23 protein-coding genes are annotated in these 23,157 nt (G+C 71.4%); 11 read left to right on the top strand and 12 right to left on the bottom strand.

Going from position 1 to position 23,157, the window contains the following annotated elements; translation table 11 throughout:
• Positions 1-13 precede the first annotated feature (13 nt).
• Positions 14-562, top strand: coding sequence for a TetR/AcrR family transcriptional regulator (locus BUB75_RS05140; protein WP_073251882.1), 549 nt, complete (start codon positions 14-16; stop codon positions 560-562).
• 11 nt (positions 563-573) lie between these two features.
• A complete protein-coding gene (locus BUB75_RS05135; RefSeq protein WP_073251880.1) occupies positions 574-1,194 on the top strand; it encodes an L-threonylcarbamoyladenylate synthase in 621 nt (206 codons plus the stop codon).
• Position 1,195: 1 nt separating this feature from the next.
• Here BUB75_RS05135 and BUB75_RS05130 read toward each other — a convergent pair whose 3' ends face one another.
• Genes BUB75_RS05130 through BUB75_RS05115 form a run of 4 tightly spaced genes read right to left on the bottom strand, consistent with a single transcriptional unit; the run spans position 1,196 to position 5,292 of the window.
• On the bottom strand, positions 1,196-1,648 hold the full coding sequence (locus BUB75_RS05130; protein WP_073251877.1) for a MarR family winged helix-turn-helix transcriptional regulator: 453 nt from the start codon (positions 1,646-1,648) through the stop codon (positions 1,196-1,198).
• Between the two features lie 43 nt (positions 1,649-1,691).
• On the bottom strand, positions 1,692-3,614 hold the full coding sequence (locus tag BUB75_RS05125; protein WP_143175029.1) for a WD40 repeat domain-containing serine/threonine protein kinase: 1,923 nt from the start codon (positions 3,612-3,614) through the stop codon (positions 1,692-1,694).
• Between the two features lie 27 nt (positions 3,615-3,641).
• Entirely contained in the window at positions 3,642-4,409 is a 768-nt protein-coding gene (locus tag BUB75_RS05120) for a glucose 1-dehydrogenase (RefSeq protein ID WP_073251874.1), read from the bottom strand.
• A 1-nt stretch (position 4,410) separates the two neighbouring features.
• Complete coding sequence (locus BUB75_RS05115; protein ID WP_073252825.1) at positions 4,411-5,292, bottom strand: 3-oxoacyl-ACP reductase; 882 nt, start codon at positions 5,290-5,292, stop codon at positions 4,411-4,413.
• 152 nt (positions 5,293-5,444) lie between these two features.
• Here BUB75_RS05115 and BUB75_RS05110 point away from each other — a divergent pair, with 152 nt between their 5' ends.
• The 3 genes from BUB75_RS05110 to BUB75_RS05100 are packed head-to-tail and all read left to right on the top strand — an operon-like array spanning position 5,445 to position 8,561.
• Complete coding sequence (locus BUB75_RS05110) at positions 5,445-6,620, top strand: acyl-CoA dehydrogenase family protein (protein WP_073251873.1); 1,176 nt, start codon at positions 5,445-5,447, stop codon at positions 6,618-6,620.
• Between the two features lie 3 nt (positions 6,621-6,623).
• Positions 6,624-7,673, top strand: coding sequence for an acyl-CoA dehydrogenase family protein (locus BUB75_RS05105; RefSeq protein ID WP_073251871.1), 1,050 nt, complete (start codon positions 6,624-6,626; stop codon positions 7,671-7,673).
• 27 nt (positions 7,674-7,700) lie between these two features.
• Positions 7,701-8,561, top strand: coding sequence for a TIGR03619 family F420-dependent LLM class oxidoreductase (locus tag BUB75_RS05100; RefSeq protein ID WP_073251869.1), 861 nt, complete (start codon positions 7,701-7,703; stop codon positions 8,559-8,561).
• Positions 8,562-8,602: 41 nt separating this feature from the next.
• On the opposite strand, the gene BUB75_RS05095 is transcribed toward BUB75_RS05100, so the two are convergent.
• Together BUB75_RS05095 and BUB75_RS05090 are read right to left on the bottom strand one after the other, a co-directional pair.
• Complete coding sequence (locus BUB75_RS05095; RefSeq protein ID WP_073251867.1) at positions 8,603-9,703, bottom strand: NAD(P)H-dependent flavin oxidoreductase; 1,101 nt, start codon at positions 9,701-9,703, stop codon at positions 8,603-8,605.
• Positions 9,704-9,719: 16 nt separating this feature from the next.
• Positions 9,720-11,348 carry an acyl-CoA synthetase gene (locus tag BUB75_RS05090; protein WP_073251865.1) on the bottom strand — a complete coding sequence of 543 codons (1,629 nt, stop codon included), beginning with the start codon at positions 11,346-11,348 and terminating at the stop codon, positions 9,720-9,722.
• Between the two features lie 131 nt (positions 11,349-11,479).
• On the opposite strand from BUB75_RS05090, the gene BUB75_RS05085 reads away from it, so the two are divergent.
• Positions 11,480-13,000, top strand: a complete 1,521-nt coding sequence (locus BUB75_RS05085) for a long-chain-fatty-acid--CoA ligase (RefSeq protein ID WP_073251862.1) — start codon at positions 11,480-11,482, stop codon at positions 12,998-13,000.
• Here the strand turns inward: BUB75_RS05085 and BUB75_RS05080 are convergent.
• Both BUB75_RS05080 and BUB75_RS05075 read right to left on the bottom strand, forming a co-directional pair.
• The gene (locus BUB75_RS05080; RefSeq protein WP_073251860.1) at positions 12,975-14,027 is read right to left on the bottom strand and encodes an LLM class F420-dependent oxidoreductase; all 1,053 of its coding nucleotides are present in this window, start codon (positions 14,025-14,027) and stop codon (positions 12,975-12,977) included. The two genes, BUB75_RS05085 and BUB75_RS05080, sit on opposite strands and share 26 nt — an antisense overlap.
• Entirely contained in the window at positions 14,027-15,262 is a 1,236-nt protein-coding gene (locus tag BUB75_RS05075) for a cytochrome P450 (RefSeq protein WP_073251858.1), read from the bottom strand. Before BUB75_RS05075 ends, BUB75_RS05080 begins: the two co-directional genes overlap by 1 nt.
• Positions 15,263-15,430: 168 nt before the next feature.
• Here BUB75_RS05075 and BUB75_RS05070 point away from each other — a divergent pair, with 168 nt between their 5' ends.
• Positions 15,431-16,561 carry a steroid 3-ketoacyl-CoA thiolase gene (locus BUB75_RS05070; RefSeq protein ID WP_073251857.1) on the top strand — a complete coding sequence of 377 codons (1,131 nt, stop codon included), beginning with the start codon at positions 15,431-15,433 and terminating at the stop codon, positions 16,559-16,561.
• Between the two features lie 54 nt (positions 16,562-16,615).
• Here the strand turns inward: BUB75_RS05070 and hsaB are convergent, their stop codons facing one another.
• From hsaB to hsaA, 4 genes are read right to left on the bottom strand one after another with little or no spacing between them, the layout of a single operon-like run.
• The gene (gene hsaB / locus BUB75_RS05065) at positions 16,616-17,170 is read right to left on the bottom strand and encodes a 3-hydroxy-9,10-secoandrosta-1,3,5(10)-triene-9,17-dione monooxygenase reductase subunit (RefSeq protein WP_073251855.1); all 555 of its coding nucleotides are present in this window, start codon (positions 17,168-17,170) and stop codon (positions 16,616-16,618) included.
• The gene (hsaC, locus tag BUB75_RS05060; RefSeq protein WP_073251853.1) at positions 17,145-18,041 is read right to left on the bottom strand and encodes an iron-dependent extradiol dioxygenase HsaC; all 897 of its coding nucleotides are present in this window, start codon (positions 18,039-18,041) and stop codon (positions 17,145-17,147) included. Before hsaC ends, hsaB begins: the two co-directional genes overlap by 26 nt.
• Positions 18,038-18,910, bottom strand: a complete 873-nt coding sequence (hsaD, locus tag BUB75_RS05055; protein WP_073251851.1) for a 4,5:9,10-diseco-3-hydroxy-5,9,17-trioxoandrosta-1(10),2-diene-4-oate hydrolase — start codon at positions 18,908-18,910, stop codon at positions 18,038-18,040. Before hsaD ends, hsaC begins: the two co-directional genes overlap by 4 nt.
• Entirely contained in the window at positions 18,910-20,097 is a 1,188-nt protein-coding gene (gene hsaA / locus BUB75_RS05050) for a 3-hydroxy-9,10-secoandrosta-1,3,5(10)-triene-9,17-dione monooxygenase oxygenase subunit (RefSeq protein ID WP_073251849.1), read from the bottom strand. Before hsaA ends, hsaD begins: the two co-directional genes overlap by 1 nt.
• A gap of 149 nt (positions 20,098-20,246) precedes the next feature.
• Here hsaA and BUB75_RS05045 point away from each other — a divergent pair, with 149 nt between their 5' ends.
• The 4 genes from BUB75_RS05045 to BUB75_RS05030 are packed head-to-tail and all read left to right on the top strand — an operon-like array spanning position 20,247 to position 23,129.
• The gene (locus BUB75_RS05045) at positions 20,247-21,380 is read left to right on the top strand and encodes a 3-ketosteroid-9-alpha-monooxygenase, oxygenase component (protein WP_073251847.1); all 1,134 of its coding nucleotides are present in this window, start codon (positions 20,247-20,249) and stop codon (positions 21,378-21,380) included.
• Positions 21,377-21,646, top strand: a complete 270-nt coding sequence (locus tag BUB75_RS05040; RefSeq protein ID WP_073251845.1) for a hypothetical protein — start codon at positions 21,377-21,379, stop codon at positions 21,644-21,646. Before BUB75_RS05045 ends, BUB75_RS05040 begins: the two co-directional genes overlap by 4 nt.
• Positions 21,643-22,650 (top strand): ferredoxin--NADP reductase, encoded by a 1,008-nt coding sequence (locus BUB75_RS05035; protein WP_073251843.1) that lies wholly within the window; start codon positions 21,643-21,645, stop codon positions 22,648-22,650. Before BUB75_RS05040 ends, BUB75_RS05035 begins: the two co-directional genes overlap by 4 nt.
• Positions 22,650-23,129: a nitroreductase family deazaflavin-dependent oxidoreductase gene (locus tag BUB75_RS05030; RefSeq protein WP_073251841.1), complete on the top strand. Its 480-nt coding sequence runs from the start codon at positions 22,650-22,652 to the stop codon at positions 23,127-23,129. The genes BUB75_RS05035 and BUB75_RS05030 overlap by 1 nt, the downstream gene beginning before the upstream one ends.
• The last annotated feature ends 28 nt before the right edge of the window (positions 23,130-23,157 follow it).

The following is a 23,157-nucleotide window of genomic DNA, read 5'->3' as shown; positions in this document are numbered from 1 at the left end:
TATGCTCGTGAGTATGGTCACCGCACCCGTAGGCCGCCCCCGGAGCGAACGCGCCCGGCGTGCGGTGCTGCACGCGGTCGACGACCTGCTGGTGGACGTCGGGTACGCGGCCATGACGATGAAGGGCATCGCCGAGCGGGCAGGCGTGGGGCGGCAGACCGTGTACCGGTGGTGGTCGACGAAGGCCGAGATCCTGTTCGAGGCCTGCGCGGAGGACGCTGTCGAGGAGCTGGTCACTACCGGTGCGGAGCCGTACCTGGAGTCGCTCAACCGGTTCCTCGTCGAGTCACCGGCCGGCCTGGCGTACCGCGCGCTGGTCGGCGAGGCGCAGCACGACCCAGCGGTGCGGGAGCTCCTGCGCGCCACCGATCCGCTCGCCGCGCCGACGGCCACCGTCCTCGACGGTCTGCGTCCGTCCCACCCCGGGATGCCGGAGCCGGTACTCGCCGCGGCGCAGCTGACCGGCCCGGTCGTCGCCGCGGTGCTCACCACCGCGGCCCCACTCACCACCGCACAAGTGCGCACGCACGTCGAGACGCTGATCGCGGCCTGGGAGCGTTAAGGTTCCGTCCCATGGCCCGGTTCATCGACGTCCATCCGGTCAATCCGCAACCGCGTGCGATCAACCAGATCGTCGCGCTCGTACGCGACGGCGGCCTGATCGCCTATCCGACCGACTCCTGCTACGCGCTCGGCTGCCAGGTCGGCAACCACGACGGGTTGGAGCGGATCAAGACGATCCGCAAGCTCGACGACCGGCACCACTTCACGCTCGTCTGCAGCGACTTCGCCCAGCTCGGCCAGTTCGTACAGATCAGCAACGCGGTGTTCCGGCTGGTCAAGGCCACGACACCGGGTCCGTACACGTTCATCCTGCCGGCCACTCGCGAGGTGCCCCGGCGGCTTCTCCACGCGAAGAAGAAGACGGTCGGCGTCCGGATCCCGGATCACGCGGTCACCCAGGCGATCCTCGCCGAGCTGGGCGAGCCGCTGCTGTCGACGACGCTCACGCTGCCCGGCGAGGACGACCCGCTGACGCTGGCGTGGGAGATCCAGGACCGGCTCGACCACCAGATCGACGCGGTGGTGGACGCCGGGGAGTGCGGCACCGAGCCGACCACGGTCGTCGACCTGTCCGGCGACGAGCCCGAGATCCTCCGCCGCGGCGCCGGCGACACGTCGCGGTTCGAGTAGGTCAGCCCGCGTGGTGGCCGAGTAGGCGAGTCAGCAAGGCCACCAGCTGCCCGCGCTCTGCGGCGTCGAGCGGGGCCAGGATGTCCTCCTGCACGGCCGTGACGCGTGCCTCCAGGACCTCCAGCCGCGCACGGCCGGCGTCGGTGAGTACGACGACGTTCCGCCGCTTGTCGGACGGGTCGGGCGTTCGCTGGACGTAACCGTCGGCGGACAGCTCGTTCAGCGCCGCCACCACGTCGCTCAGGTGGATCCCGCTGCGTCGGCCGAGCTCGGCCTGGCTCGACGGGCCTGCCTCGGCCAGCGTCGCGAGCAACCGGTAGTGGTAACCGCGCGCCCCCTCCGCGGCGAACCCGTCCGCGACCAGCCGCCCCGCGTGCAGCGCGGTCTGCGCGAGCAACCAGCTCGGCAGCGACGGCAGGCGCGAGAACGCCGGACGTTCGGCGGGTGCCTCCATGCACCCACCCTAATTCATTGGTCGACCTAACGACGTCGGCGCGTCAGTCCATCGACCACAGGCGCACGGTGCCGTCGCCCGCGCTGATCGCGAGTCGCGTCGCGTCGCGGTTGAACGCGGACGCGCCGGGCGGGGCGGTGGTGTGCAGGATCAGCGGCTCGCGGACCTGCCGCGCGGTCGTCGGGTCCCACCACCGCACGGTGGTCCGCTCGCAGGTGACCAGGTGCGTGGAGTTCTCGTCGAACGCGACGGCGCCGCCGGGCGACAGGTTGGGAACGACGATCACCGGCCCCACCGGTATTCCCTCGGCCACGCTCCAGACCTGGATGCGGCCCTCGCCGACCGCGGCCGCGAGGAGGGAGCCGTCCGGGCTGAACACGACTCCGCTGCTGGGGGTGGTGCCGGGCAGCCGACGGAGCAGCGCGCCGGTGTTCACCTCCCACAGCTCGACCCCGGCCTCACTGGACGAGGCCAGGCGACGCCCGTCCGGGCTGTAGACCAGTCCGTGGTTCGTCACCGCGGCAACCGGCATGGACTCGAACGGACGTGTCTCGCCGGGGTTCGTCAGCCGGATGCCGCTGACGTCGGCGGCCGCCACCACGCTGCCGTCCCGGCTGAAGGCCACCGACCCGACCTCACTCTCCAGGCCGGTGATCGGCGCCAGGTTCTGTTTACCGCTCGACGCGTTCCAGAACCGCACCGCGGCGTCGCTCCCCGCGGTGGCCAGCGTGGTGTCGGACGGGTCGAACGTCAGGTCCCAGATGATTCCCTCGATCCGGATCGGCCCCAGGGTGTCCTGACTGCCCGGTGTCCAGAGCACGACGAAGCCGTCATCGTCGAGCAGCGCGACCCGGCTGGAGTGGTTCGCGAACGCGAACTGGGTGACGAACCCCGGCGGGCCACGGTAGGTGTCCAGCTCGGTCGCGGTCGTCGCCGTGTCCGACGTCCGGGCCCCGCGATCGTCGTCCGGCCGGAGCACGAGGCCACCCACGAGAACGAGCAGCAGCGCCAGCAGCCCGGCCGCGCCGAGCAGCCAGCGCGCACGCCGGCGTCCCGGCGAGGGCCGGCGGAGCACCACCGTGGCCGGCTCGGAGGCCTCGCGCAGCACTGATCCGTCGACCCGTAGCGGCACGCCTGCCCGCTCGAGCCAGTTCGGTCCGATGTCCTGCGACGCCGCCCTGGCCAGCTCGACCGCGCAGGCGCGGGCCGAGGGTGGCCGGTCGTCCGGGTCCTTGGCGAGCATGTGCAGGATCACCGCGGCGATCCTGGCCGGCGGCTCGTCGAGCGGCATCGGTGGGACCGACAGGTGGTGGTGGATCAGCGCCGGAAGCTCCAGCCCGCGCGGATACGGCGGCCGGCCCGCCAGCAGTTCGTACAGCGTCACGCCGAGCGCGTACAGGTCGGTGGCCGGGCCGACCCGGCCGCCCAGGATCTGCTCCGGCGCGATGTAGCGGGGAGTCCCGACGAGGTCGGCGCTGGCCGAGGCGTCCGCTCCGGCGTACAGCTTCGCGATGCCGAAGTCGCCGACCTTCAGCGTCCCGTCGGCGGTGAACAGGAGATTGGACGGTTTGATGTCGCGGTGCACGATGCCGTTCGCGTGGGCGGCCGACAGCGCGTCGGCCACCGCCAGCCCCCAGGCGGCCACCTGCTCCGGCGGACACCGTCCGCGGCCGGTCAGCGTCCCGCCCGGCAGGTACTCCATGACGAGCAGCCATGCCCCGTCGCGCTCGGCGTACTCGTGGACCCGCACGATGTGGGGATGGTCCAGCACGGTCATCACCCGTGCCTCGGTCAGGAACCGATCGGTCGCGTTCACATCGTCCGCGAGCAGTACCTTCACCGCGCGGTCGACGTTCAGGCGACGGTGGCGCGCGGCGAACACCGCGCCGTGCGCGCCCTGCCCGAGCATCTCGCCGATGTCGTAGTGCGGTAGCGCCGCGGCGATCCGGGCCCGATCGACGTCCACCACGGCGACACTAGCGCCGCATCGGACCTACGTCCGCAGGATCGTCGCCAGCGCGTGCGTGGAGGTCGCCCCGCCGTCGACGACGAACTCCCCACCGGTGCAGTACGAGCTCTCGTCGCTGGCCAGGAACAGCACCATGTTCGCGATCTCGTCCGGGTTCCCGACCCGGCCGAGCGCGACCTTCTTCCCGATCGGCGCCATCTCGATCGGCACCCCGCCGAGCGCGTTGGAGACCATCGGGGTGTCGACCGCGCCGGGGTGCACCGAGTTGACGCGGATGCCCTCCCGGCCGAGCTCCATCGCGGCGACCTTCGTCATACCGCGGATCGCGAACTTGCTGGCCGAGTACGCGACGAGCAGCGGCATGCCTCCGAGGCCCTCCACCGACGACACGTTCACGATCGAACCACCGCCGGGGCGCATCAGCGGAATCGCCGTGCGCATGCCGAGGAACGTGCCGAACTGATTGATCCGGATCACCCGCTCGTACTCGGCGAGCGACGTGTCGGCCAGCGCCGAGAAGTGCAGCAGGCCGGCGTTGTTGACCAGCACGTCGAGCCGCCCGTACCGCTCTTTCACGAGGTCGGCGGCGGCCGCCCAGGCGTCCTCTTCGGCGACGTCCAACGACGTGTAGGCCGCGGACTCCCCCAGCTCGGCCGCGAGCTTCGCGCCGTCCTCGTCGAGCACGTCGGTGAGCAGGACCTGCGCACCCTCCGCGACGAAGCGCCGCGCTGCCGCCGCGCCCTGCCCGCGCGCCGCGCCGGTGATCAGCGCGATCTTGCCGTCCAGCCGCATGTCAGCCCTTTCGTTCGAGCAGCGAGATCTCGCGCCCGGTGAACACGTCGTCCGGCGTGGCGTCGGCGAAGTGGTCGCCGAGCGTCTTCGCCAGGTCGTCGGCGGTCCAGACCGGACCGTCCGCGTCGAATCGGGCCGCTACCGTCGGCGGCGAGAGCACCGCCACCATGCCCCCGTGGACGAAGAGCACCTGGCCGTTGATGCGGTCGGCCGCCGGCGACGCGAGGTAGGCCACCAGCGGGGCCACGTGCTCGACGCCGAGCGGGTCGGGGCCGTCGGTGGGCGGCGGACCGTAGACCGGTTCGGTCATCGCGGTGCGCGCCCGCGGGCAAATCGCGTTCGCCCGGACGCCGTAGCGGCTCAGGCCCCGGGCGGCGGCCACGGTGAGCGCGACGATGCCGGCCTTGGCCGCGGCGTAGTTCGGCTGCGCGACCGCGCCGAGGAACCAGGCCTCGGACGTCGTGTTGATCAGCCGCCCGTAGACCGGCCCGCCCGTGGCCTTGGACTTGTCGCGCCAGTACGCCCCGGCGTTCCGGCAGAGCAGGAAGTGGCCGCGCAGGTGGACCCGGACGACCGCGTCCCACTCCTCGTCGGACATCGAGAACAACATCCGGTCGCGCACCACGCCCGCGTTGTTGACGACGACGTCGAGCCCACCGAAACGCTGCTCCGCGGTGTCGACCAGCTCGCGAGCCACGGCCGCATCGCTGACGTCGCCGCGGACCAGCGCCGCCCGCCCGGCGGGCAGCTCGTCCAGGATGTCGGTCGCCGCGACATCGTTCACGACCACGGAGGCACCGGCCGCCGCCAGCGCGAGCGCCTCGGCGCGGCCGAGGCCCGAGCCCGCGCCGGTCACCACCGCGACCAGGCCGGAGAGGTCGATCGACACCGGCAGCCCTCCTAGAACTGGTTCTCTGGGCAGCATCAGCCATTCAAGCCGATTACTCGCACCAAATATAGAACGCGTTCTACGCTAGCGGACACGGACGGCAACGCGTTACGTTCGCGGAAATTCCGACGACCCGGGAGGGGCGCATGCGGCTGCGCTACACGCGAGAGCAACGAGCCTTGGCCGCCGAGCTACGCGCCTACTTCGCGGCGCTGATGACACCGGAGCGCCGCGAGGCCCTGGAGGCCGGTGAGGACGACTACGGCGAGGGCAACGCCTACCGGGAGGTCGTCCGGCAGCTGGGCAAGGACGGCTGGCTGGTGCTCGGCTGGCCGACCGAGTACGGCGGCCAGGGCCGCTCCCAGCTCGACCAGCTGATCTTCCTCGACGAGGCGGCGATCGCCGGCGTCCCGATCCCGTTCCTGACCCTCAACACGGTCGGGCCGACGATCATGCGGCACGGCACCGAGCAGCAGAAGCGCGAGTACCTGCCGCGGATCGCCGGTGGCGAGCTCCACTTCGCGATCGGGTACTCCGAGCCCGGTGCGGGCACCGACCTGGCGTCGCTGCGCACGAAGGCGGTCCGCGACGGCGACGAGTACGTGGTCAACGGGCAGAAGATGTGGACGAGCCTGGTCGGTTACGCCGACTACGTCTGGCTGGCCTGCCGCACCGACCCCGACGCCGTCCGGCACCGCGGGCTGTCGGTGCTGGTCGTGCCGACCGACACCCCCGGCTTCTCCTGGACGCCGGTCCGGACGATGGCGGGCGTCACCACCAGCGCGACGTACTACGAGAACGTACGGGTCCCGGCCGACGCCCGGATCGGCGCGGAGAACGAGGGCTGGGCGCTGATCACGAACCAGCTCAACCACGAGCGGGTCGCGCTGACCTCGGCCGCGCCGCTGCGCAAGGCGCTCGCCGACGTCCGCGAGTGGGCCGCCACGACGCCGGGGCGCTCCGGTGGCCGGCTGCTGGACTCCGAGTGGGTGCAGGTGCATCTGGCCCGCGTCCACGCCCACGCCGAGGTGCTGCGCCTGATGAACCTGCGCACGGCCTGGGAACGCGACCTGACGCCGGCCGCGGCGTCGGCGACCAAGGTCTACGGCACCGAGCTGGCCACCGAGGCCTACCGGCTGCTGATGGAGGTGCTGGGCCCGGCGGCGACGCTGCGCACCGGCTCACCGGGCGCGGCATTGCACGGCCGGGTCGAACGCGCGCACCGCGCGGCGCTCATCCTCACGTTCGGCGGCGGCACGAACGAGATCCAGCGGGACATCATCGCGGCCGGCGGTCTCCGGCTGCCGGTCGGACGGCGGTAGACGATGGACTTCACCCTCACCGAGGCCCAGATCGAGCTCGGCGCGCTGACCAAGCGGATCGTCGGCGACCGGGTGACGCCGGAGAGCCTGCGCGCCGCCGAGCAGTCCGGCGCGCGGTTCGACCGGGACCTCTGGGCCGTCCTGGCCGAGACCGGCATCCTCGGCGTGGACGACCTGCTGGAGCAGTGTTCGGTGCTCGTCGAGCTGGGGCGCGCGCTGGCCCCGGTCCCCTATCTGCCGACCGTCGTGGTGGCGGGTCCGGCCCTGGCCCGGTTCGGCTCCGCCGAGGCCCGTCTGCGGTGGCTGGCGCCCGCGCTCGCCGGACAGACCGTGCTCACGGCCGCACTTGCTCATCCGGACGTCCGGCCGCCGGCCGCCGCCGGTCGGTCCGGCGGCGGCTGGCAGCTGTCCGGGCAGGTGAGCGCCGTTCCGGCCGGGCCGGTCGCGGACACGCTGCTGGTGGAAACCGTCGGCGGGGTGTTCCTGGTTCGTCCCGACGATCCCGGGGTCACCGTGGAGGCGCAATCGACGACCGACTTCGACGACGCGGGCCTGCTGCACCTCGACGACGTGCCGGTCTCGGACGACCGCAGGCTGGACGGCGACGACGTCGCGGGCTGGTTACGCGCGCGGGCCTCGGTGGGCCGGGCGGCCTATCAGCTCGGCGTGCTGGAGGCGGCGCTGGAGCTGACCGCCGAACACGCCCGCACGCGGGTCCAGTTCGGCCGGCCGATCGGAGCGTTCCAGGCCGTCAGCCAGCGGCTGGCGAACGCGTACGTCGACGTCCAGGCGCTCGAGCTGACGCTGTGGGCAGCGGCGTGTGCGCTGACCGAGGACGACGACGCAGCGGCAGCCGTGGCGACCGCGAGTTTCTGGGCGGCGGAGGCGGGGCACCGGGTCGCGCACACGCTCGTGCACGTCCACGGCGGCACCGGCATCGACGTCGAGCACCCGGCGCACCGCTACTTCCTGGCTGCCAAGCGCATCGAGTTCGACGGTGGTGGCGCCACGGCGTCCCTTCTGGATCTCGGTGCGGTTCTGTCCGCAGACTGAACACCGCACGGGGTACCGTGCCTCCTCATGCGACTGGGGCTCTTCGGTATCAACACCGACCTCTGCGCGCTGGATCCGCGGGTGGCGGCCGACGTCGCGGTCGCCGCCGAGGACGCCGGCTGGGAGAGCGTCTGGACCGGTGAACACTACGTCCTGCCGGACCCCGCGGTGCCGGCCTCGCCGACCAGACCCGACACGCCGTTCCTCGACCCGTTCGTCGCGCTGGGGCACCTCGCCGGGGTGACCAGGACGCTGCTGCTCGGCACCGGCGTGACCGTCGTACCGGTGCACCCGCCGGTCCTCCTGGCCAAGCAGGTGGTCACCGTCGACCGGATCAGCGGCGGCCGCTTCCTGTTCGGCATCGGGGTCGGCTACCTGGAGCCGGAGTTCCGCGCGCTCGGCGTTCCGCTCTCCGACCGGGGCGTCCGCACCGACGAGTACCTGGAGGCGCTGCACGCGCTCTGGACGACGTCCTCGGTGCACGTCATCGGGCCGCGGGTGTCGATCAGCGGGGTCACGGCCGAGCCGCGCCCGATCCGGCCGGGCGGGCCGCCGTTGCACGTCGGCGGGGCTTCCCCGGCCGCGCTCCGCCGCACGGTGAGCCGGGCGCACGGCTGGTACGGGTGGGCGGTGACGCCGGAGCAGACCGCCGCGGTCGTCACCCAGCTGGCCGAGCTGGCCGACAACCTGGATCGGCCCGCCGAGCTCGGCCGGCTGGAGATCTCGGTGACGCCCGCCGGCCGGGACCCGCTGGACACGACGCTGGTCGCGGCCTACGCCGACGCCGGGGTGGACCGCCTGATCGTGTCCCCACCCGGCCGGGTACGCCGCGACCGCGAGGCGCTGCTCCGTTTCGTCCGCGACACCCCCGCGGCGCTCTTGGGCTAGCGGCGCTATGGGGGCTAGCGGCGCTATGGGGGCTAGCGGCGCTATGGGGCCAGCCGTGCCCTGGTGGCCTCGGCCTCCCGCACGATGTCCTCGATGATCGTGGCGACCGGCTGCAGGTGGTCGAACCGGCCGATGATCTGGCCGGCCGGCATCGCCACGACGTCCGGGTCGTCCGCCGCGGCGATCCGCCGGTGGGCCTCACCGACCAGCAGGTTCTGCAGCGGCATCGGCAGCGGGTCGGGAGCGTCCGGGGCGGCCCAGGCCTCGGTCCACCGGCTCTTCACCAGCCGCGCCATCTTGCCGGAGTAGATCCGCGCCCGCACGGTGTCCGCCGAGGACGCCTTGAGCAGCGCCTGGCTGACCGCGGTCTGCCCGAGGCCGTTCGCGTACTCCTCGGTGAGCAGCCAGGTCGAGCCCATCCAAACCCCGGACGCCCCGAGCGCGAGCGCCGCGACCAGCTGCCTGCCCGACCCGATCCCGCCCGCGCCGAGGACCGGCACCGACCCGCCGACCGCGTCCACGATCTCCGGCAGCAGCACCATGCTGCCGATCTCCCCGGTGTGCCCACCGGCCTCCGAGCCCTGCGCGACCACGATGTCGACGCCGTCGGCGACCTGGCGCAGCGCGTGGTCGACCCGGCCGGCCAGCGCGGCGACCAGGATGCCGCGGTCGTGGGCCTGGGCGATCACGTCGGCGGGCGGGGATCCGAGCGCGTTCGCGATCAGCGCGGGCCGGTGCTCCAGCGCGATCTCGACGTGCGCCCTGGCCACCGAGTGCAGCCACCCGAGCACGCCGTCGCCGTCCGGGTTGTCCGACGCCGGGAGCGGCGGGACGCCGAGCTCGTGCAGCGTCTTCTCGACGAAGTCACGGTGCGCCGGCGGCACCAGCTTCGACAGGTCGCCGATCGACCCCTCGGTGGGCGCCTTCATCGGCATCACGACGTCGACGCCGTACGGCCGGCCGTCGGTGTTCTTGTCCAGCCAGTCCAGCGCCGCCGCCAGCTCGTCCGGGTCGTTGTAGCGGACGGCGCCGAGGACCCCCAGGCCACCGGCTCGGCTGATCGCTGCCGCCACGTGCTCGGACGGCGTGAAGCCGACGATCGGGTGCTCGATGCCGAGCCGGTCGCAGAGGTCGGTACGCAAGCGGAATCTCCTTTGATCAGCGGCCGGCGGCGACGGGCAGCTGCTCCGACGGCGAGTGTTCCTCGGTGTGGCGGCGGGCTCCGGTGTAGTCGGCCTTGCCGGTCGCCAGCCGCGGCATCTGGTCGACCCACCAGTACGAGCGCGGCATCTTGTAGCCGGCCAGCTCGGTGCGGCCGTGGACGTCCAGGCCCGCGGCGTCCGGCTCGTGGCCCTCTCGCCACTGCACGATCGCCCCGACGCGGGACCCGAGCCGCTCGTCCGGAACACCCACCACCAGCGCGTCGAAAACGCCGGGGTACGCCTTGAGCACACCCTCGACCTCTTCCGGGTAGACCTTCTCCCCGCCGGTGTTGATGCAGGTGTTGCCGCGGCCGAGCAGCAGGAACGTGCCGTCGGCCTCGGGGATCGCGAAGTCGCCGGGAACCGTGTACCGCTTGCCCTCGACCTCGACGAACAGCTGTGCGGTCTTCTCCGGGTCCTTGTAGTAGCCCCGCGGGAGATAGCCACCACGCGCCAGCCGGCCGACCTGGCCGGAGCCGGGCTCGATCCGCTGGTTGTACTCGTCGATGACGATCGCCTCGCGGGCGGAGTTCACCCGGGGGCCGCGCGGCTCGATCGCGTCCTTGCTGATGATGCCGATTCCGCTGAAGCCCGTCTCCGACGACCCGACCGCCTCGGTGAGCAGCGCGTTCGGGAACTCGTCGAGGTACTCGCGCTTCACCGCCGGTGACATCAGCGCCGCGGTGCTCGAGATCGCCACCAACGAAGAGGCGTCGTACTTACCACCGTCCGGGGGGCCCTCCCGGTAGGCCTCGATCAGCGGCCGCGCCATCGCGTCCCCGACGATCGCGAGGACCTGCACGCGCTCCGTGGTGATCGCGCGCCAGATGTCGTGCGCGTCGAACTTCGGCATCAGCACGATCGTGCTGCCCATGAAGAACCCGCCGAACATCACCCACTGCGCCTGGCCGTGGATGAGCGGCGCCGCGACCAGCCGGACCAGCGGGCTGTCCACACCGGAGCGGGCCTGGTGCCACTCGTCCTGGATCGGCTCGCCGGTCATGAAGTCGACGCCGCCGCCGAGCACCCGCCAGATGTCCTCCTGGCGCCACATGACGCCCTTCGGCCTGCCGGTCGTGCCACCGGTGTAGATCAGGAACAGGTCGTCCGGGCTGCGCTCCGGGAAGTCGCGCTCCGCCGACTCCGCGGCCAGCGCCTCCTCGTAGTGCGCGGCGCCCTCCGGACCCTCGCCCTCGAACGTGACGACGTGGCGCAGCTGGGGGCAATCCGCAGTGACCGCCGCCACGTTCGCGGTCAGGCTGCCGGGGTGGATGAGCGCGACGGCGTCCGAATCACGGAGGACATATCGTAACTCGTTCTCGGTGCTCCGGAAGTTGACGTTGATGGTCGCAGCGCGGAGCTTGCACACCGCGAACATCGTCTCGGCGGCCTCCATCGCGTTCGGCGAGTAGAGGGCCACGTGATCGCCCGGGCCGACACCGTGTCGGGCCAGGTGGTGGGCTAGTTGGTTGGCCCGTGCCTCGAATTGGGCGTAGGTCGCGCGGCTGCCCCCGAAGACCAGGGCGTCGCGGTCGGGCACGGTATCGACGGCATGTTCCACGAGGTCTGCCACGTTGAGGACCATGGAGCCAAATTAGAACATGTTATCGTTCGCCACAACGGCTCCAGGACTTCCGCCGTCCACCACCTCGGAAGTTAACCGCGATTCCGGTACCGTGAGACGTCCCGTACGCGGCGACAGCGAGGTGGCCCCCGATGGATCTTGAATTCCGGGTAGCGGACGTCCCCCGACAGCACGCGCGCGAGCGCGGAGACCATCCGGCCGTCAGCGACGGCGTCCGGAGCCTCACCTACGCCGAACTCGACGCGCGGAGCACGCGCATCGCGAACGCGTTGCGCGCGGACGGCGTGGTTCCCGGCGACCGGATCGCGGTGCTGGACAAGAACTCGGTGGAGATCGCGGAGATCCTGCTCGGTGCCGTGAAGGCCGGTGCGGTCCTGATCCCGCTGAACTGGCGGCTGACCGCCCGCGAGCTGTCCGCCGTCCTTCGCGACGCCGGCGCGACCGTGCTGCTCGCCCACCCCGAGTTCGCCGCGACCGCCGAACAGGTCGCGGTCGAGGTCGGCACGATCGTCAAGGCCATCCAGCTCGGTGGCGACTACGAGAAGTGGCTGGACGCGGCGTCCGGTGAGGACGACGGCTGGCGCGGCGACCTCGACACGGTCGTGTTCCAGCTCTACACGTCCGGCACCACCGGGAAGCCGAAGGGCGTCCTGACCACGAACCGTACGCTCAGCGTCGCCGAGAGCGGGCCCGCCGAGTCCTGGGGTATCGACGCCGACTCGGTCAGCCTGGTCGCGATGCCGATGTTCCACATCGGAGGTCTGGGCTACCTGCTGGTCGGGCTCGTCTTCGGCGCCCACAACGTGGTGGTCCGCGAACTCGTGCCGCAGCCGCTGCTCGACCTGATCGTCGAGAAGCGGGTCACGAACACGTTCCTCGTGCCGGCCGTGATCGGCATGCTCGTGACGCTGCCGGGCGCGGCCGACCGCGACTACTCGGCGCTGCGCTCGATCGCCTACGGCGCCTCCCCGATCACCCCGGCGCTGCTCCGCCGCGCGCTGGCGACGTTCGGCCGTCCGCTGTTCCAGCTCTACGGGCTCACCGAGACGCAGGGCGCGATCGTCCAGCTGGACGCCGCCGACCACGACCCGGACGGACCCCGGGCGCACCTGCTCCGCGCGGCAGGCAAGCCGTACCCGTGGGTCGAGCTGCGGATCGTCGACCCGGCGACCGGCGCGGACGTACCCACCGGGACGCCGGGCGAGATCCTCTGCCGCAGCGTCGTGAACACCCCCGGCTACCACAACCAGCCCGACACCACCGCGGCCCTGCTCGACGCCGACGGCTGGCTGCACACCGGCGACATCGGCAGCCTGGACGCCGAGGGCTACCTGACGATCAGCGACCGGCTGAAGGACATGATCATCACCGGCGGCGAGAACGTCTTCCCCGCCGAGGTCGAGGCCGTGCTCGCCGACCACCCGGACGTCGCCGGGGTCGCCGTCGTCGGGCGGCCGGACCCGACCTGGGGCGAGGCGGTAGTCGCCGTGGTCGTGCCGCAGCCCGGCAGCACACCGGACCCGGACGGCCTGGTCGCGTTCGCCCGCGAGCGCCTCGCCGGATACAAGCTGCCGAAGTCGGTGGACTACGTGGACGCGCTACCGCTCGGCCCCACCGGCAAAGTCCTCAAACGGGAGCTGCGCTCGCGTTGAGGACCGTGCCGAGCGCACGGACGTCGGCCACTGAGCGACAGCCGGTCAGGAGCATCGAGACGCCCGCCGCCTCGCGGCGGGCGATCTCCGCCCGCACGTGGTCGGCGTCGCCGACGATCGAGACCTCGTCGACCATCTCGTCGGGTACCGCGGCGACCGCCTCGGCGCGGCGCCCGCTCTGGAACAGCGTGGTGATCTCGGCGACCGCGTCGGCGAAACCTGCCCGCGCGAACAGGTCCGCGTGGAAGTTCATGCCGGGCGCGCCCATCCCGCCGATGTAGTGCGCGAGCGCGGGCTTCTGCGCGTCGAGCGCGGGCCGCCGGTCGTCGGTGAGGACGATCTGGCAGTTCGCGACGACCTCGAACTCGTCACGCGTGCGGCGCGCGCCCGGCCGGGCCAGGCCCTCACCGAGCCACTCCTCGTACATGCCGCCGAGCCGCGGCGAGTAGAAGACCGAGATCCATCCGTCGGCGATCTCGCCGGTCAGGGCCACGTTCTTCGGCCCCTCCGAGCCCAGCAGGATCGGCAGGTCGGCGCGGAGCGGGTGGGTGATCGGGCGCAGCGGTTTGCCGAGCCCGAGCGCGCCAGGGCCGTCGTAGGGCAGCGGGTAGTGCGGGCCGTCGTTGGTGACCGGAGCCTGCCGGGCGAGCACGTCGCGCACGATGCGGACGTACTCGCGGGTGCGGGCCAGCGGCTTGGCGAACGGCTCGCCGTACCAGCCCTCGACGACCTGCGGCCCGGAGACGCCGAGCCCGAGTGCGAACCGGCCACCGGAGAGGTGGTCGAGCGTCAGCGCGTGCATCGCGCAGGCCGCCGGTGTCCGCGCCGAGATCTGGACGACCGCGGTGCCCAGCCGCACACGCGAGGTGGCCGCGCCCCACCAGGCCAGCGGCGTGAACGCGTCCGACCCCCAGGCTTCGGCGGTGTACACCGCGGCGAAGCCGGCCTCCTCCGCCGCGGCGATCAGCGCCGGCGCGTCCGCAGGCGGCGCCGCGCCCCAATACCCCAACTGCAGTCCGAGCCGCATCAGGCGTACTTGACCGGGAGGTGCTTGATGCCGTTGATCCAGCCGGACCGTAGCCGGCTCGGCTCTCCGAGCTTCTGGATGTCCGGCATGACGTCGGCGATCGCGTTGAAGATCAGGTCGATCTCCAGCCGGGCCAGGTTCGCACCGATGCAGTAGTGCGTGCCGGTGCCACCGAACCCGAGGTGCGGATTCGGGCTGCGCAGGATGTCGAACCGCTCCGGGTGGTCGAACACCTCGGTGTCCCAGTTCGCCGAGCTGTAGAACATCACGACCCGCTGGCCCTTCTTGATGTCCACGCCGCTCAGCTGCGTGTCCTGCGTCGCCGTGCGCTGGAACGCGATGATCGGCGTCGCCCACCGGACGATCTCGTCCGCCGCGGTCTTCGGCCGCTCCTTCTTGAACAGCTCCCACTGGTCGGGGTGATCGAGGAACGCGTTCATCCCGTGGGTGATCGCGTTGCGGGTCGTCTCGTTCCCGGCAACCGCGAGGATCAGGACGAAGAACCCGAACTCGTCGTCGCTCAGCGCGCTCTCGCCCTCCTGGGCGTGGAGCAGCGTCGTGACGAGGTCGTCGGCCGGGCACTTCCGCCGCTCCTCGGCCATGCCCATCGCGTACCCGAGCATGTTCGCGGACGCGAGGTCGGACGTCTCGGTCGCGAGCTCGTCGTCGTCGGAACCGATCATCTGGTTCGACCACTCGAAGACCTTGTGACGGTCTTCCTGCGGAACGCCCATCAGCCCGGCGATCGCCTGGAGCGGCAGCTCGACCGCGACGTCGTTGACGAAATCGCCCTCGCCCTTCGCAGCTGCCTCGTCGACGATCTTCCGGGCGCGCGCGGTCAGCTCGTCGCGGAGGCTGTTCACCGCCCGCGGCGTGAACATCCGGGAGACGATCGCCCGCTGCGAGGTGTGCTTCGGCGGATCCATGTTCAGCAGGATCAGCGACTGCATGTCGATGCGGTCACGCGTCATGTCCGGACCGAACCGGACGATCGCGGTGTTCGTGGTGCTGGAGAACACCGCCGGGTTCCGCGAAATCTCCATGATGTCGGCGTGCCGGGTCACCACCCAGTACCCGTCGTCGTCGAAGCCCGCGATGTTGTGCGGCTGCGAGTTCCACCAAACCGGCGCCGTCCGCCGTAGCTCGGCGAACTTCTCCAGCGGGATCCCTTCCTGCATGTACAGGTCGGGGTCGGTGAAGTCGATTCCGGCGGGGATGTCGGGAGAGACGGTCATTGCGGTGACCTCCGAGGTGGGGTGGCCCGGCGCGGCGGATCCGCTTGAAACACGTTTCAACGGATTGAAGCACAGGGTGGTGCCGCTCGAAAGGATCATCACCCTTTCAAATGGAACCTGTTCTAGTATCGGGTTCAGGTTGACCGGTGAGCGCGAGGGAGCGGCAGCATGGGAAGTCCGGTGATCGTGTCCGCGGTCAGGACGCCGATCGGGCGGCGTCGCGGGTGGCTCTCCGGGTTGCACCCGGCGGAGTTGCTCGGCGTCGCCCAGCGCGCGGCGGTGGAGCGGGCCGGTCTGGACGCCACCGCCGTCGAGCAGGTCATCGGCGGCTGCGTGACCCAGGCCGGCGAGCAGGCGGGCAACGTCACCCGGACGGCCTGGCTGCACGCCGGCCTCCCGGAGGCCACCGGCTGCACGACGATCGACGCCCAGTGCGGGTCGGCGCAGCAAGCCACCCACCTCGTCGCCGCTCTGGTCGCGGCGGACGTCATCACGGCGGGCATCGGGTGCGGCGTCGAGGCGATGACCCGGGCACCGCTGGGCAGCAACGTGCTGCCCGACCGCAAGCCGAAGCCCGACTCGTGGAACATCGACCTGCCGAACCAGTACGGCGCCGCCGAGCGCATCGCGGTTCGCCGGGGGCTGACCCGCGACGCCGTGGACGCGTTCGGGGTGCGGTCGCAGACGCTCGCGGCCGCCGCCTGGGCGGAGGGCCGGTTCGAGCGCGAGATCGCACCGGTCGAACTGCCCGACGGCACCGTGATCCGCAAGGACGAAGGGCTCCGGGAGACCACGCTCGAAGGGCTGTCGGCGCTCAAGCCGGTGCTGGAGGGCGGTGTGCACACCGCCGGGACGTCGTCGCAGATCTCCGACGGAGCCGCCGCGCTGCTGCTGATGGACGCAGCCGCGGCGGCCGACCGGGGCCTGAAGCCGCGGGCCCGCATCGTCGCGCAGTGCCTGGTCGGCGCCGAGACGTTCTACCACCTCGACGGACCGGTGCAAGCCACCGCGCGGGTGCTGGCCAACGCCGGGATGAAGATCGGCGACATCGACGTGTTCGAGGTCAACGAGGCGTTCGCGTCCGTGCCGCTGTCCTGGATGTCCGTGCACGAGCCGGACGCCGACCGGGTGAACGTCAACGGCGGGGCGATCGCGCTGGGGCACCCGGTCGGGTCGACGGGCGCCCGCCTCCTCACCACCGCACTCCACGAGCTCGAGCGCCGCGACGCCGAGACCGCCCTGGTCACGATGTGCGCAGGCGGCGCGCTCGCGACCGCGACGATCCTCGCGCGCATCTGAAGCCCCCGCGCCCGGCTCATCGGCTCAGGGGTGGGTGGTGAGCCGGGCGCGGGTCTAGATCCAGTCGTCCGGCTGGGACCAGCCGAACCAGGGCTCCGGGTCGGACGTCGCGGTGTACCGGCCGCGGTGGAACAGCAGCGGCGGACGCCCGCCGTTCGGCGCCTCCAGCACCTCGACGCGTCCGACGACGATGTGGTGGTCGCCGCCCGGATACACCGCGTCGACCGTGCACTCGACCCAGGCCAGGACGCCGTCGAGCACCGGAGCGCCCGCCGGCGACCTGCTCCACGGCACGACGTCGAACTTGTCCTCGCGGCGCGACCCGAACACCGCGCTCACCTCGGCCTGGTCGCCGGCCAGCACGTTGACGCAGAACGTCCCGGCGCGCGAGATCACCGGCCAGCTCCGCGACGTCGCGGAGGGGCAGAACACGACCAGCGGTGGGTCCAGCGAGAGCGCCGAGAACGACTGGCAGGCGAACCCCACCGGCTCGCCGTCCAGGCTGGCGGTCACCACCGTCACGCCGGTGCAGAACTGCCCGAGCACCGAACGAAAGCGAGCGGGGTCCACGGCGCCGACGGAGTTACGAGGCGCCGACACTGAAGTCATGCCCCCACAGGCTCACCGCGGTGCTTTCCCGCGCGACCCAGTCGGTGTCGTCGACCTGCCGTCCGCCGGTGCCGAACTCGACGTCGAAGCCGCCCGGCGTCTTCATGTAGAACGACAGCATCAGGTCGTTGACGTGCCGCCCGAGCGTCGCCGACATCGGCACCTTGTGCCGGAGCGCGCGGTCGAGCGCGAGCCCGACGTCGTCGGTGTCCTCGACCTCGACCATCAGGTGGACGATCCCCGACTCGGTCGGGAACGGCAGGAACGCCAGGCTGTGGTGCCGGGGGTTGCAGCCGAAGAACCGCAGCCAGGCCGGCTCGCCGCCGGGCGGACGCCCGAGCACCTCCGGCGGGAACCGCATCGAGTCGCGCAGCTTGAACCCCAGCACGTCCCGGTAGAAGTGCAGCGCCTCGGCGTCGTTCGTGGTGGACAGCACGACGTGCCCGAGCCCCTGCTCACCGGTGACGAACCGGTGCCCGTACGGGCTGACGACCCGGCGGTGCTGCAGCGCGACGCCGGAGAAGACCTCCTGGGTGTTGCCGGACGGGTCCTCGAACAGGATCAGCCCGGTCACCTTCCGGGACGCCTTCTGCTCCGGCGTGCCCTCCTTCCACGGCACACCGGCCGCGTCCAGCCGGGCGGCGACGGCGCGCAGCCCCTCCTCGTTCGCGGCTTCCCACCCGGTCGCGGACAGCCGGTCGGCCTCGCCCGCCACGATCACCAGCCGGGCCGGGAAATCGTCCATCCGCAGGTGCAGCTCACCGGGCGGGGCGTCCTTACCCTCGATCATGCCGAGCACCTTGAGGCCGTACGTCCGCCAGGCCTCGAGGTCCGTGCACTCGATGCGTAGGTATCCCAGCGACTTGATCATGCTGCGCCACCTCCCAGGAAGGCTTCCGTCAGGCGATTGAACTCGTCGAACTTCTCCACCTGCGCCCAGTGACCGCACCTACTGAAAACATGCAGTTGGACGTCCGGCAGCTGCTTGAGTGCGACCAGCGCGCCGTCCAGCGGGTTGACGCGGTCTTCGCGCCCCCAGATCATCAGCGTCGGCTGGGTGACCCGGTGCGCCTCGCGCCAGAGCTGCCCCTCCTCCGGATGCTGGAAGAACGACATGCCCATCGCGACCATGGCCTGCAGTGACTCGGGGTTGCTCGCGGCCGCGAAGCGCTCCGCGACCAACTCGTCGGTGATCAGCTTCTGGTCGTACACGAGCGTCCTGAGGAACGCCTTCAGCTTCTCCGGGGTCGGCCCCGGAGGTGCGCCGAAGCGCCCCAGCCGCTGGACACCCTCGGTCGGGTCCGGCGCGAACACGTTCAGGCCGAGGCCACCCGGCGCCATCAGCACCAGCCGCCGGGCCCGCTCCGGGTAGTTCAGCGCGAACCGGGTCGACACTCCTCCGCCGAGCGAATTGCCCACCAGGTCGACGGTGCCGATCCCCAGTTCGTCGAGCAACTCCGCGAGGACACCGGCGGCGTAGGTGAAGTACTGGGGGTGCTCGGCGCGCTTGCCGGAGCGTCCAAAACCTGGCATGTCAACGGCGAGGACCCGCGCCGACCTGCACAGGACCGCGAGGTTCTTACCGAAGTTGCTCCAGGCGTTCGCGCCCGGCCCGCCTCCGTGCAGGAGCACGACCGGCGGCCGGTCGGCCGACTGCTCGCCTGCGTCGTGGTAATGCACTTCCAATCCGGACGCGACGGTCAGCGTGTGGCTCGTGCTCTCCAGCGTCGGTGCGGTCATCAGAACATCCCGTCGGTGACCGGGAGGCCGAGCTCCGTCCGTCCGTACATCACCAGCGCACGCTCGACGTCGTTCGCCGCGTGCACCCGGGCGGCGTGGGCGTCGCGCCAGAACCGCGCGATCACCGACGGCGCGTTGATCGCCTTGCCGCCCGCGCTCTCGTAGAGGCTGTCGGTCGCGTCGATCGCCCGCGCACTGCCGAGCACCTGGTCGCGCCGGGCGCGTAACCGCATCTCCAGCGGGATGCGGGTGCCCTGGACCGCGAGCGCGTACTCCTCGTTCAGGTCGCGCTCGAGCTGCAGCCAGGCCGCGTCGATCTCGCCCGCGGCCCTGGCCACCCGGACCTGGGCGAACGGGTCGTCCTTGGCCTTCTCCCCCAGGTACGAGGCGCGGACCCGGGCTTTGGTGTGGCCGGCGTAGGCCTCGTACGCGCCGTCGGCCATGCCGATCAGCGGTGCGGTGATCGCGAACGGGTGGATCGTGCCGTACGGCATCCGGAAAAGCGGGCCGTCGTTGAGTTCCTGACCAGGGCACTTGACCTTGGCGGTGTGCTGGAACGAGAGCGTGCGGTGCTCCGGCACGAACACGTCGTCGACGACGATGTCGTTGCTGCCGGTGCCGCGCAGCCCGACGGTGTCCCAGACGTCGTCCACCGTGTAGTCGGCGCGGGGAAGCAGGAACGTCCGGAAGTCGGTCGGCCGGCCGTCGGGGCCGATGACCAGCCCACCGAGCAGCACCCAGGTCGCGTGGTCAGACCCCGATGAGAAGCTCCAGCGGCCGGTGAACCGGAAGCCGCCGTCGACCGCGGTGGCCTTGCCCTGCGGCGCGTAGGAGGAGGAGATGCGGGTGTCGAGGTCCTCAGCCCAGACCTCGCGCTGCGCCTCCTCGGCGAACAGCCCGACGTGCCACGGGTGGACGCCGAGCACCGAGGTCACCCAGCCGGTGGATCCGCACGCGCTCGCGATCAGCCGGACCGCCCGGTAGAACACCACGGGGTGGGTCTCGTGCCCGCCGAACCGATTCGGCTGCAGCAGCCGCAGCACACCGGTCTCCTGAAGCGCTTGGATCGACGCCGCCGGAATCCGCCGCGCCGCTTCCGTCTCGGCTGCGCGCTCGCGGAGTACCGGCAGGAGGTCGCGGACCGCGTCCAGCACCTTCTCGCCGACGCTCTCGAGGCTCTGCTCCATCGCTGCGCTCTCCGTCCCTCGGTTGCCGCGTACGCTAGAACACGTTCTTTTTTCTGTCGAGGAGGCGCACGTCAGGGCCGGGTGGCGCTCCTCCTGTGTCAAACTATAACCTGTTCTACGTTGGGGCCCGACAGATCGGGAGGTTCAGCATGACGCTGACGAGCCCGGACGGTGACGTCCGGACGATCGACGCCGGCACACCGCAGGCCAGGTACGCGCGCGGCTGGCACTGCCTGGGGCTCGCCGAGCGGTTCCGCGACGGCGTCCCGCACGCCGTGGAGGCGTTCGGCACGAAGCTCGTGGTGTTCGCCGACAGCGCGGGCAGCCTGCACGTCCTGGACGGGTACTGCCGCCACATGGGCGGCGACCTCACCCAGGGCACCATCAAGGGCGACAACGTGGCCTGCCCGTTCCACGACTGGCGGTGGTCGGGCAACGGACGCTGCGCGGCGATTCCGTACGCCCGCCGCGTGCCGCCGCGGGCCCGGACGCGCTCGTGGCTGACGCTGGAGCGCAACAACCAGCTGTTCGTCTACAACGACCCGGAGGGCAATGCCCCGCCGCCCGGCGTCGACATCCCGGAGATCGCGAACCGCGACCGGTACAGCTCGTGGACGTGGGACAGCGTCCTGGTCGAGAGCTCCCACTGCCGGGAGATCATCGACAACATGGTCGATATGGCCCACTTCTTCTACATCCACCACGCGTTCCCGGTGTACTTCAAGAACGTGTTCGAGGGCCACGTCGCCAGCCAGTACCTGAACTCGCGGGCGCGGCCCGACACCGGGCTCGGCGCCGACAGCGACCCCGGCGACCTCCTGCGGTCGGAGGCGTCGTACTACGGGCCGTCGTACATGATCGACTACCTGTGGAACGAGATGGCCAACGGTTTCACGCTCGAGACCGTGCTCATCAACTGCCACTACCCGGTGTCGCCGACGTCGTTCGTGCTGCAGTGGGGCGTGATGGTCAAGAAGATCCCCGGGGTCGACGACGTCACGTCGGACAAGATCGCACGGAAGCTCTCGAAGAGCTACGGCGTCGGCTTCCTGCAGGACGTCGAGATCTGGCGGAACAAGACACCGATCGACAACCCGCTACTCTGCGAGGAGGACGGGCCCGTCTACCAGCTGCGTCGCTGGTACGAGCAGTTCTACGTGGACGCCGCGGACGTCACCGACGACATGGTGGCCCGGTTCGAGTTCGAGGTCGACACCACCCGGGCCGTCGAGACGTGGGAGAAGGAAGTCGCCGACAACCTCGCCCGGGCCCAGGAATCATGACCAGGGCCCTGCCGAGGGACGCGCAGCGGAAGTCGCCACCGCGAGACGCGCACCGGGAGGAGCAGCTGCACGGCGGCTTCCACCCGGTGACGTGCGGTGCCTGCCGGACGACGGTGCTGGTGCGGCACGCGAGCACGCAGCAGACGTCGATCCAGTGGCCGGCCGGCGCCGCCTGCCCCGAACTCATCGACCGGCCGCCGTCCGGGGCGCCGGTGCTGGGCTGCGGGCGGCTGACGGCGGCGATTCGCGCCGCGGAGAGTTCGTGACGTCGTACCGGCTGCGGGTGGCCGAGGTGGTCGCCGAGACGGACGACGCGCGGTCGTTCGTCCTCGACGTGCCGCCGGAACTCGCTCAGACGTTCGCGCACAAGCCGGGCCAGTTCCTCACGGTGCGGGTGCCGGTGTCGCCGGCGGCGGTCGGACGGTGTTACTCGCTCTGCAACGCGCCGGGCGACCCGCTGACGATCACCGTGAAGCGCACCGCCGACGGTTTCGGCTCGGTGTGGCTGCACGGGAACGTCGCGGCCGGCGACGAGCTGGAGGTGCTGCCGCCCGCCGGGCGCTTCACCCCGCGGTCGCTGGACGGATCGTTCCTGCTGGTGGCCGGCGGCAGCGGCATCACGCCGGTGCTCGGGATCCTGCGCACGGTGCTGGCGTCGGGCAGCGGTCGGATCACGCTGTTCTACGCCAACCGCGACGAGAACTCGGTGATCTTCGCCGGTGAGCTGCGCAGGCTGGTCGCGAAGTACCCGGACCGGTTGACGGTCGTCCACTGGCTGGAGAGCGTGAGCGGGCTGCCGACGCCGTCGGCGCTGGAACCGCTGCTCCGGCCGTGGGCATCCGCGGAGGTGTTCCTCTGCGGACCTTCGGCGTTCATGGCCGCGGTGGACGTCGCGCTCCGCGGGATCGGTGTCGAGCGGGTGCACGTGGAACGGTTCCAGTCGCTGGCCGAGGATCCGTTCGTCGCCGTGGAAGCCGTGGAGAGTTCCGTCGCCGAGGGCGAGCCGCTCGAGGTGGAGATCGACGGGGCGAACCACACGCTGGCGTGGCCGGACGGACGACGGATGCTCGACGTGCTGGTCGAGCACGGTCTGGCCGCGCCGTCCTCGTGCCGGGAGGGGCGCTGCGGTGCGTGTACCTGCCGGCTGGTGGAGGGCGAGGTCGAGATGGTGAACAACGAGGTGCTGGACGCCACCGATCTCGCGGACGGTTACGTGCTGGCGTGCCAGTCGATGCCCAAGACCGGCCCGTTCCGGGTCACCTACGACTGATGGGCACGCCCCCACGGCCGCGGCAGCTCGATTCCCCGCTGCTGCCGAAGATCTTCCGCGTCATGTCCCGGGCCCACGTGTGGGTCTACCGGCGCACGCGTGGCCGGATCGGCGGGAAGTGGCGCGTGGGCGCCGGGTTCCGCAAGCCGGTCCCGGTGCTGCTGCTCGACCATCGGGGCCGGAAGTCCGGGCGGCTGCTCACGACGCCGGTCCTGTACGCCGTGCACGGTGACGATCTGCTGGTCGTCGCGTCGCAGGGTGGGTTGGAAGCGCATCCGCAGTGGTACCGGAACCTGTGCGCGGCGCCGGAGACGTCGGTGCAGATCCGGGGCGAGCGCCGGGCGGTGCGGGCCCGGGTCGCCGACGCGGAGGAACGGGCGGCTCTGTGGCCGGTCGTGGTCGAGGTGTACGCCGATTTCGACACGTACCAGAGCTGGGCGTCCCGCGAGATCCCGCTCATCGTCCTGTCCCCCCGCTGAAGCGGGGAGACAGGACCGGCCTGAGTGC

The sequence above is a fragment of the Cryptosporangium aurantiacum genome, from assembly GCF_900143005.1.
Lineage (GTDB): Bacteria > Actinomycetota > Actinomycetes > Mycobacteriales > Cryptosporangiaceae > Cryptosporangium > Cryptosporangium aurantiacum.
Note: the sequence above shows the minus strand (reverse complement) of the source record. Positions and strands in the feature narration are given on the sequence as shown.

Excerpts from the sequence above, each read along its gene's own strand:
- BUB75_RS05070 (WP_073251857.1), top strand. The coding sequence starts at position 15,431 with ATGGGAAGTCCGGTGATCGTGTCCGCGGTCAGGACGCCGATCGGGCGG.
- BUB75_RS05135 (WP_073251880.1), top strand. The coding sequence starts at position 574 with ATGGCCCGGTTCATCGACGTCCATCCGGTCAATCCGCAACCGCGTGCG.
- BUB75_RS05080 (WP_073251860.1), bottom strand. The coding sequence starts at position 14,027 with ATGCGGCTCGGACTGCAGTTGGGGTATTGGGGCGCGGCGCCGCCTGCG.
- BUB75_RS05075 (WP_073251858.1), bottom strand. The coding sequence starts at position 15,262 with ATGACCGTCTCTCCCGACATCCCCGCCGGAATCGACTTCACCGACCCC.
- BUB75_RS05100 (WP_073251869.1), top strand. The coding sequence starts at position 7,701 with ATGCGACTGGGGCTCTTCGGTATCAACACCGACCTCTGCGCGCTGGAT.
- hsaA (WP_073251849.1), bottom strand. The coding sequence starts at position 20,097 with ATGGAGCAGAGCCTCGAGAGCGTCGGCGAGAAGGTGCTGGACGCGGTC.
- BUB75_RS05030 (WP_073251841.1), top strand. The coding sequence starts at position 22,650 with ATGGGCACGCCCCCACGGCCGCGGCAGCTCGATTCCCCGCTGCTGCCG.
- BUB75_RS05140 (WP_073251882.1), top strand. The coding sequence starts at position 14 with ATGGTCACCGCACCCGTAGGCCGCCCCCGGAGCGAACGCGCCCGGCGT.
- hsaC (WP_073251853.1), bottom strand. The coding sequence starts at position 18,041 with ATGATCAAGTCGCTGGGATACCTACGCATCGAGTGCACGGACCTCGAG.
- BUB75_RS05040 (WP_073251845.1), top strand. The coding sequence starts at position 21,377 with ATGACCAGGGCCCTGCCGAGGGACGCGCAGCGGAAGTCGCCACCGCGA.
- BUB75_RS05110 (WP_073251873.1), top strand. The coding sequence starts at position 5,445 with ATGCGGCTGCGCTACACGCGAGAGCAACGAGCCTTGGCCGCCGAGCTA.
- hsaB (WP_073251855.1), bottom strand. The coding sequence starts at position 17,170 with ATGACTTCAGTGTCGGCGCCTCGTAACTCCGTCGGCGCCGTGGACCCC.
- BUB75_RS05130 (WP_073251877.1), bottom strand. The coding sequence starts at position 1,648 with ATGGAGGCACCCGCCGAACGTCCGGCGTTCTCGCGCCTGCCGTCGCTG.
- BUB75_RS05105 (WP_073251871.1), top strand. The coding sequence starts at position 6,624 with ATGGACTTCACCCTCACCGAGGCCCAGATCGAGCTCGGCGCGCTGACC.
- BUB75_RS05090 (WP_073251865.1), bottom strand. The coding sequence starts at position 11,348 with ATGGTCCTCAACGTGGCAGACCTCGTGGAACATGCCGTCGATACCGTG.
- BUB75_RS05085 (WP_073251862.1), top strand. The coding sequence starts at position 11,480 with ATGGATCTTGAATTCCGGGTAGCGGACGTCCCCCGACAGCACGCGCGC.
- BUB75_RS05045 (WP_073251847.1), top strand. The coding sequence starts at position 20,247 with ATGACGCTGACGAGCCCGGACGGTGACGTCCGGACGATCGACGCCGGC.
- BUB75_RS05120 (WP_073251874.1), bottom strand. The coding sequence starts at position 4,409 with ATGCGGCTGGACGGCAAGATCGCGCTGATCACCGGCGCGGCGCGCGGG.
- hsaD (WP_073251851.1), bottom strand. The coding sequence starts at position 18,910 with ATGACCGCACCGACGCTGGAGAGCACGAGCCACACGCTGACCGTCGCG.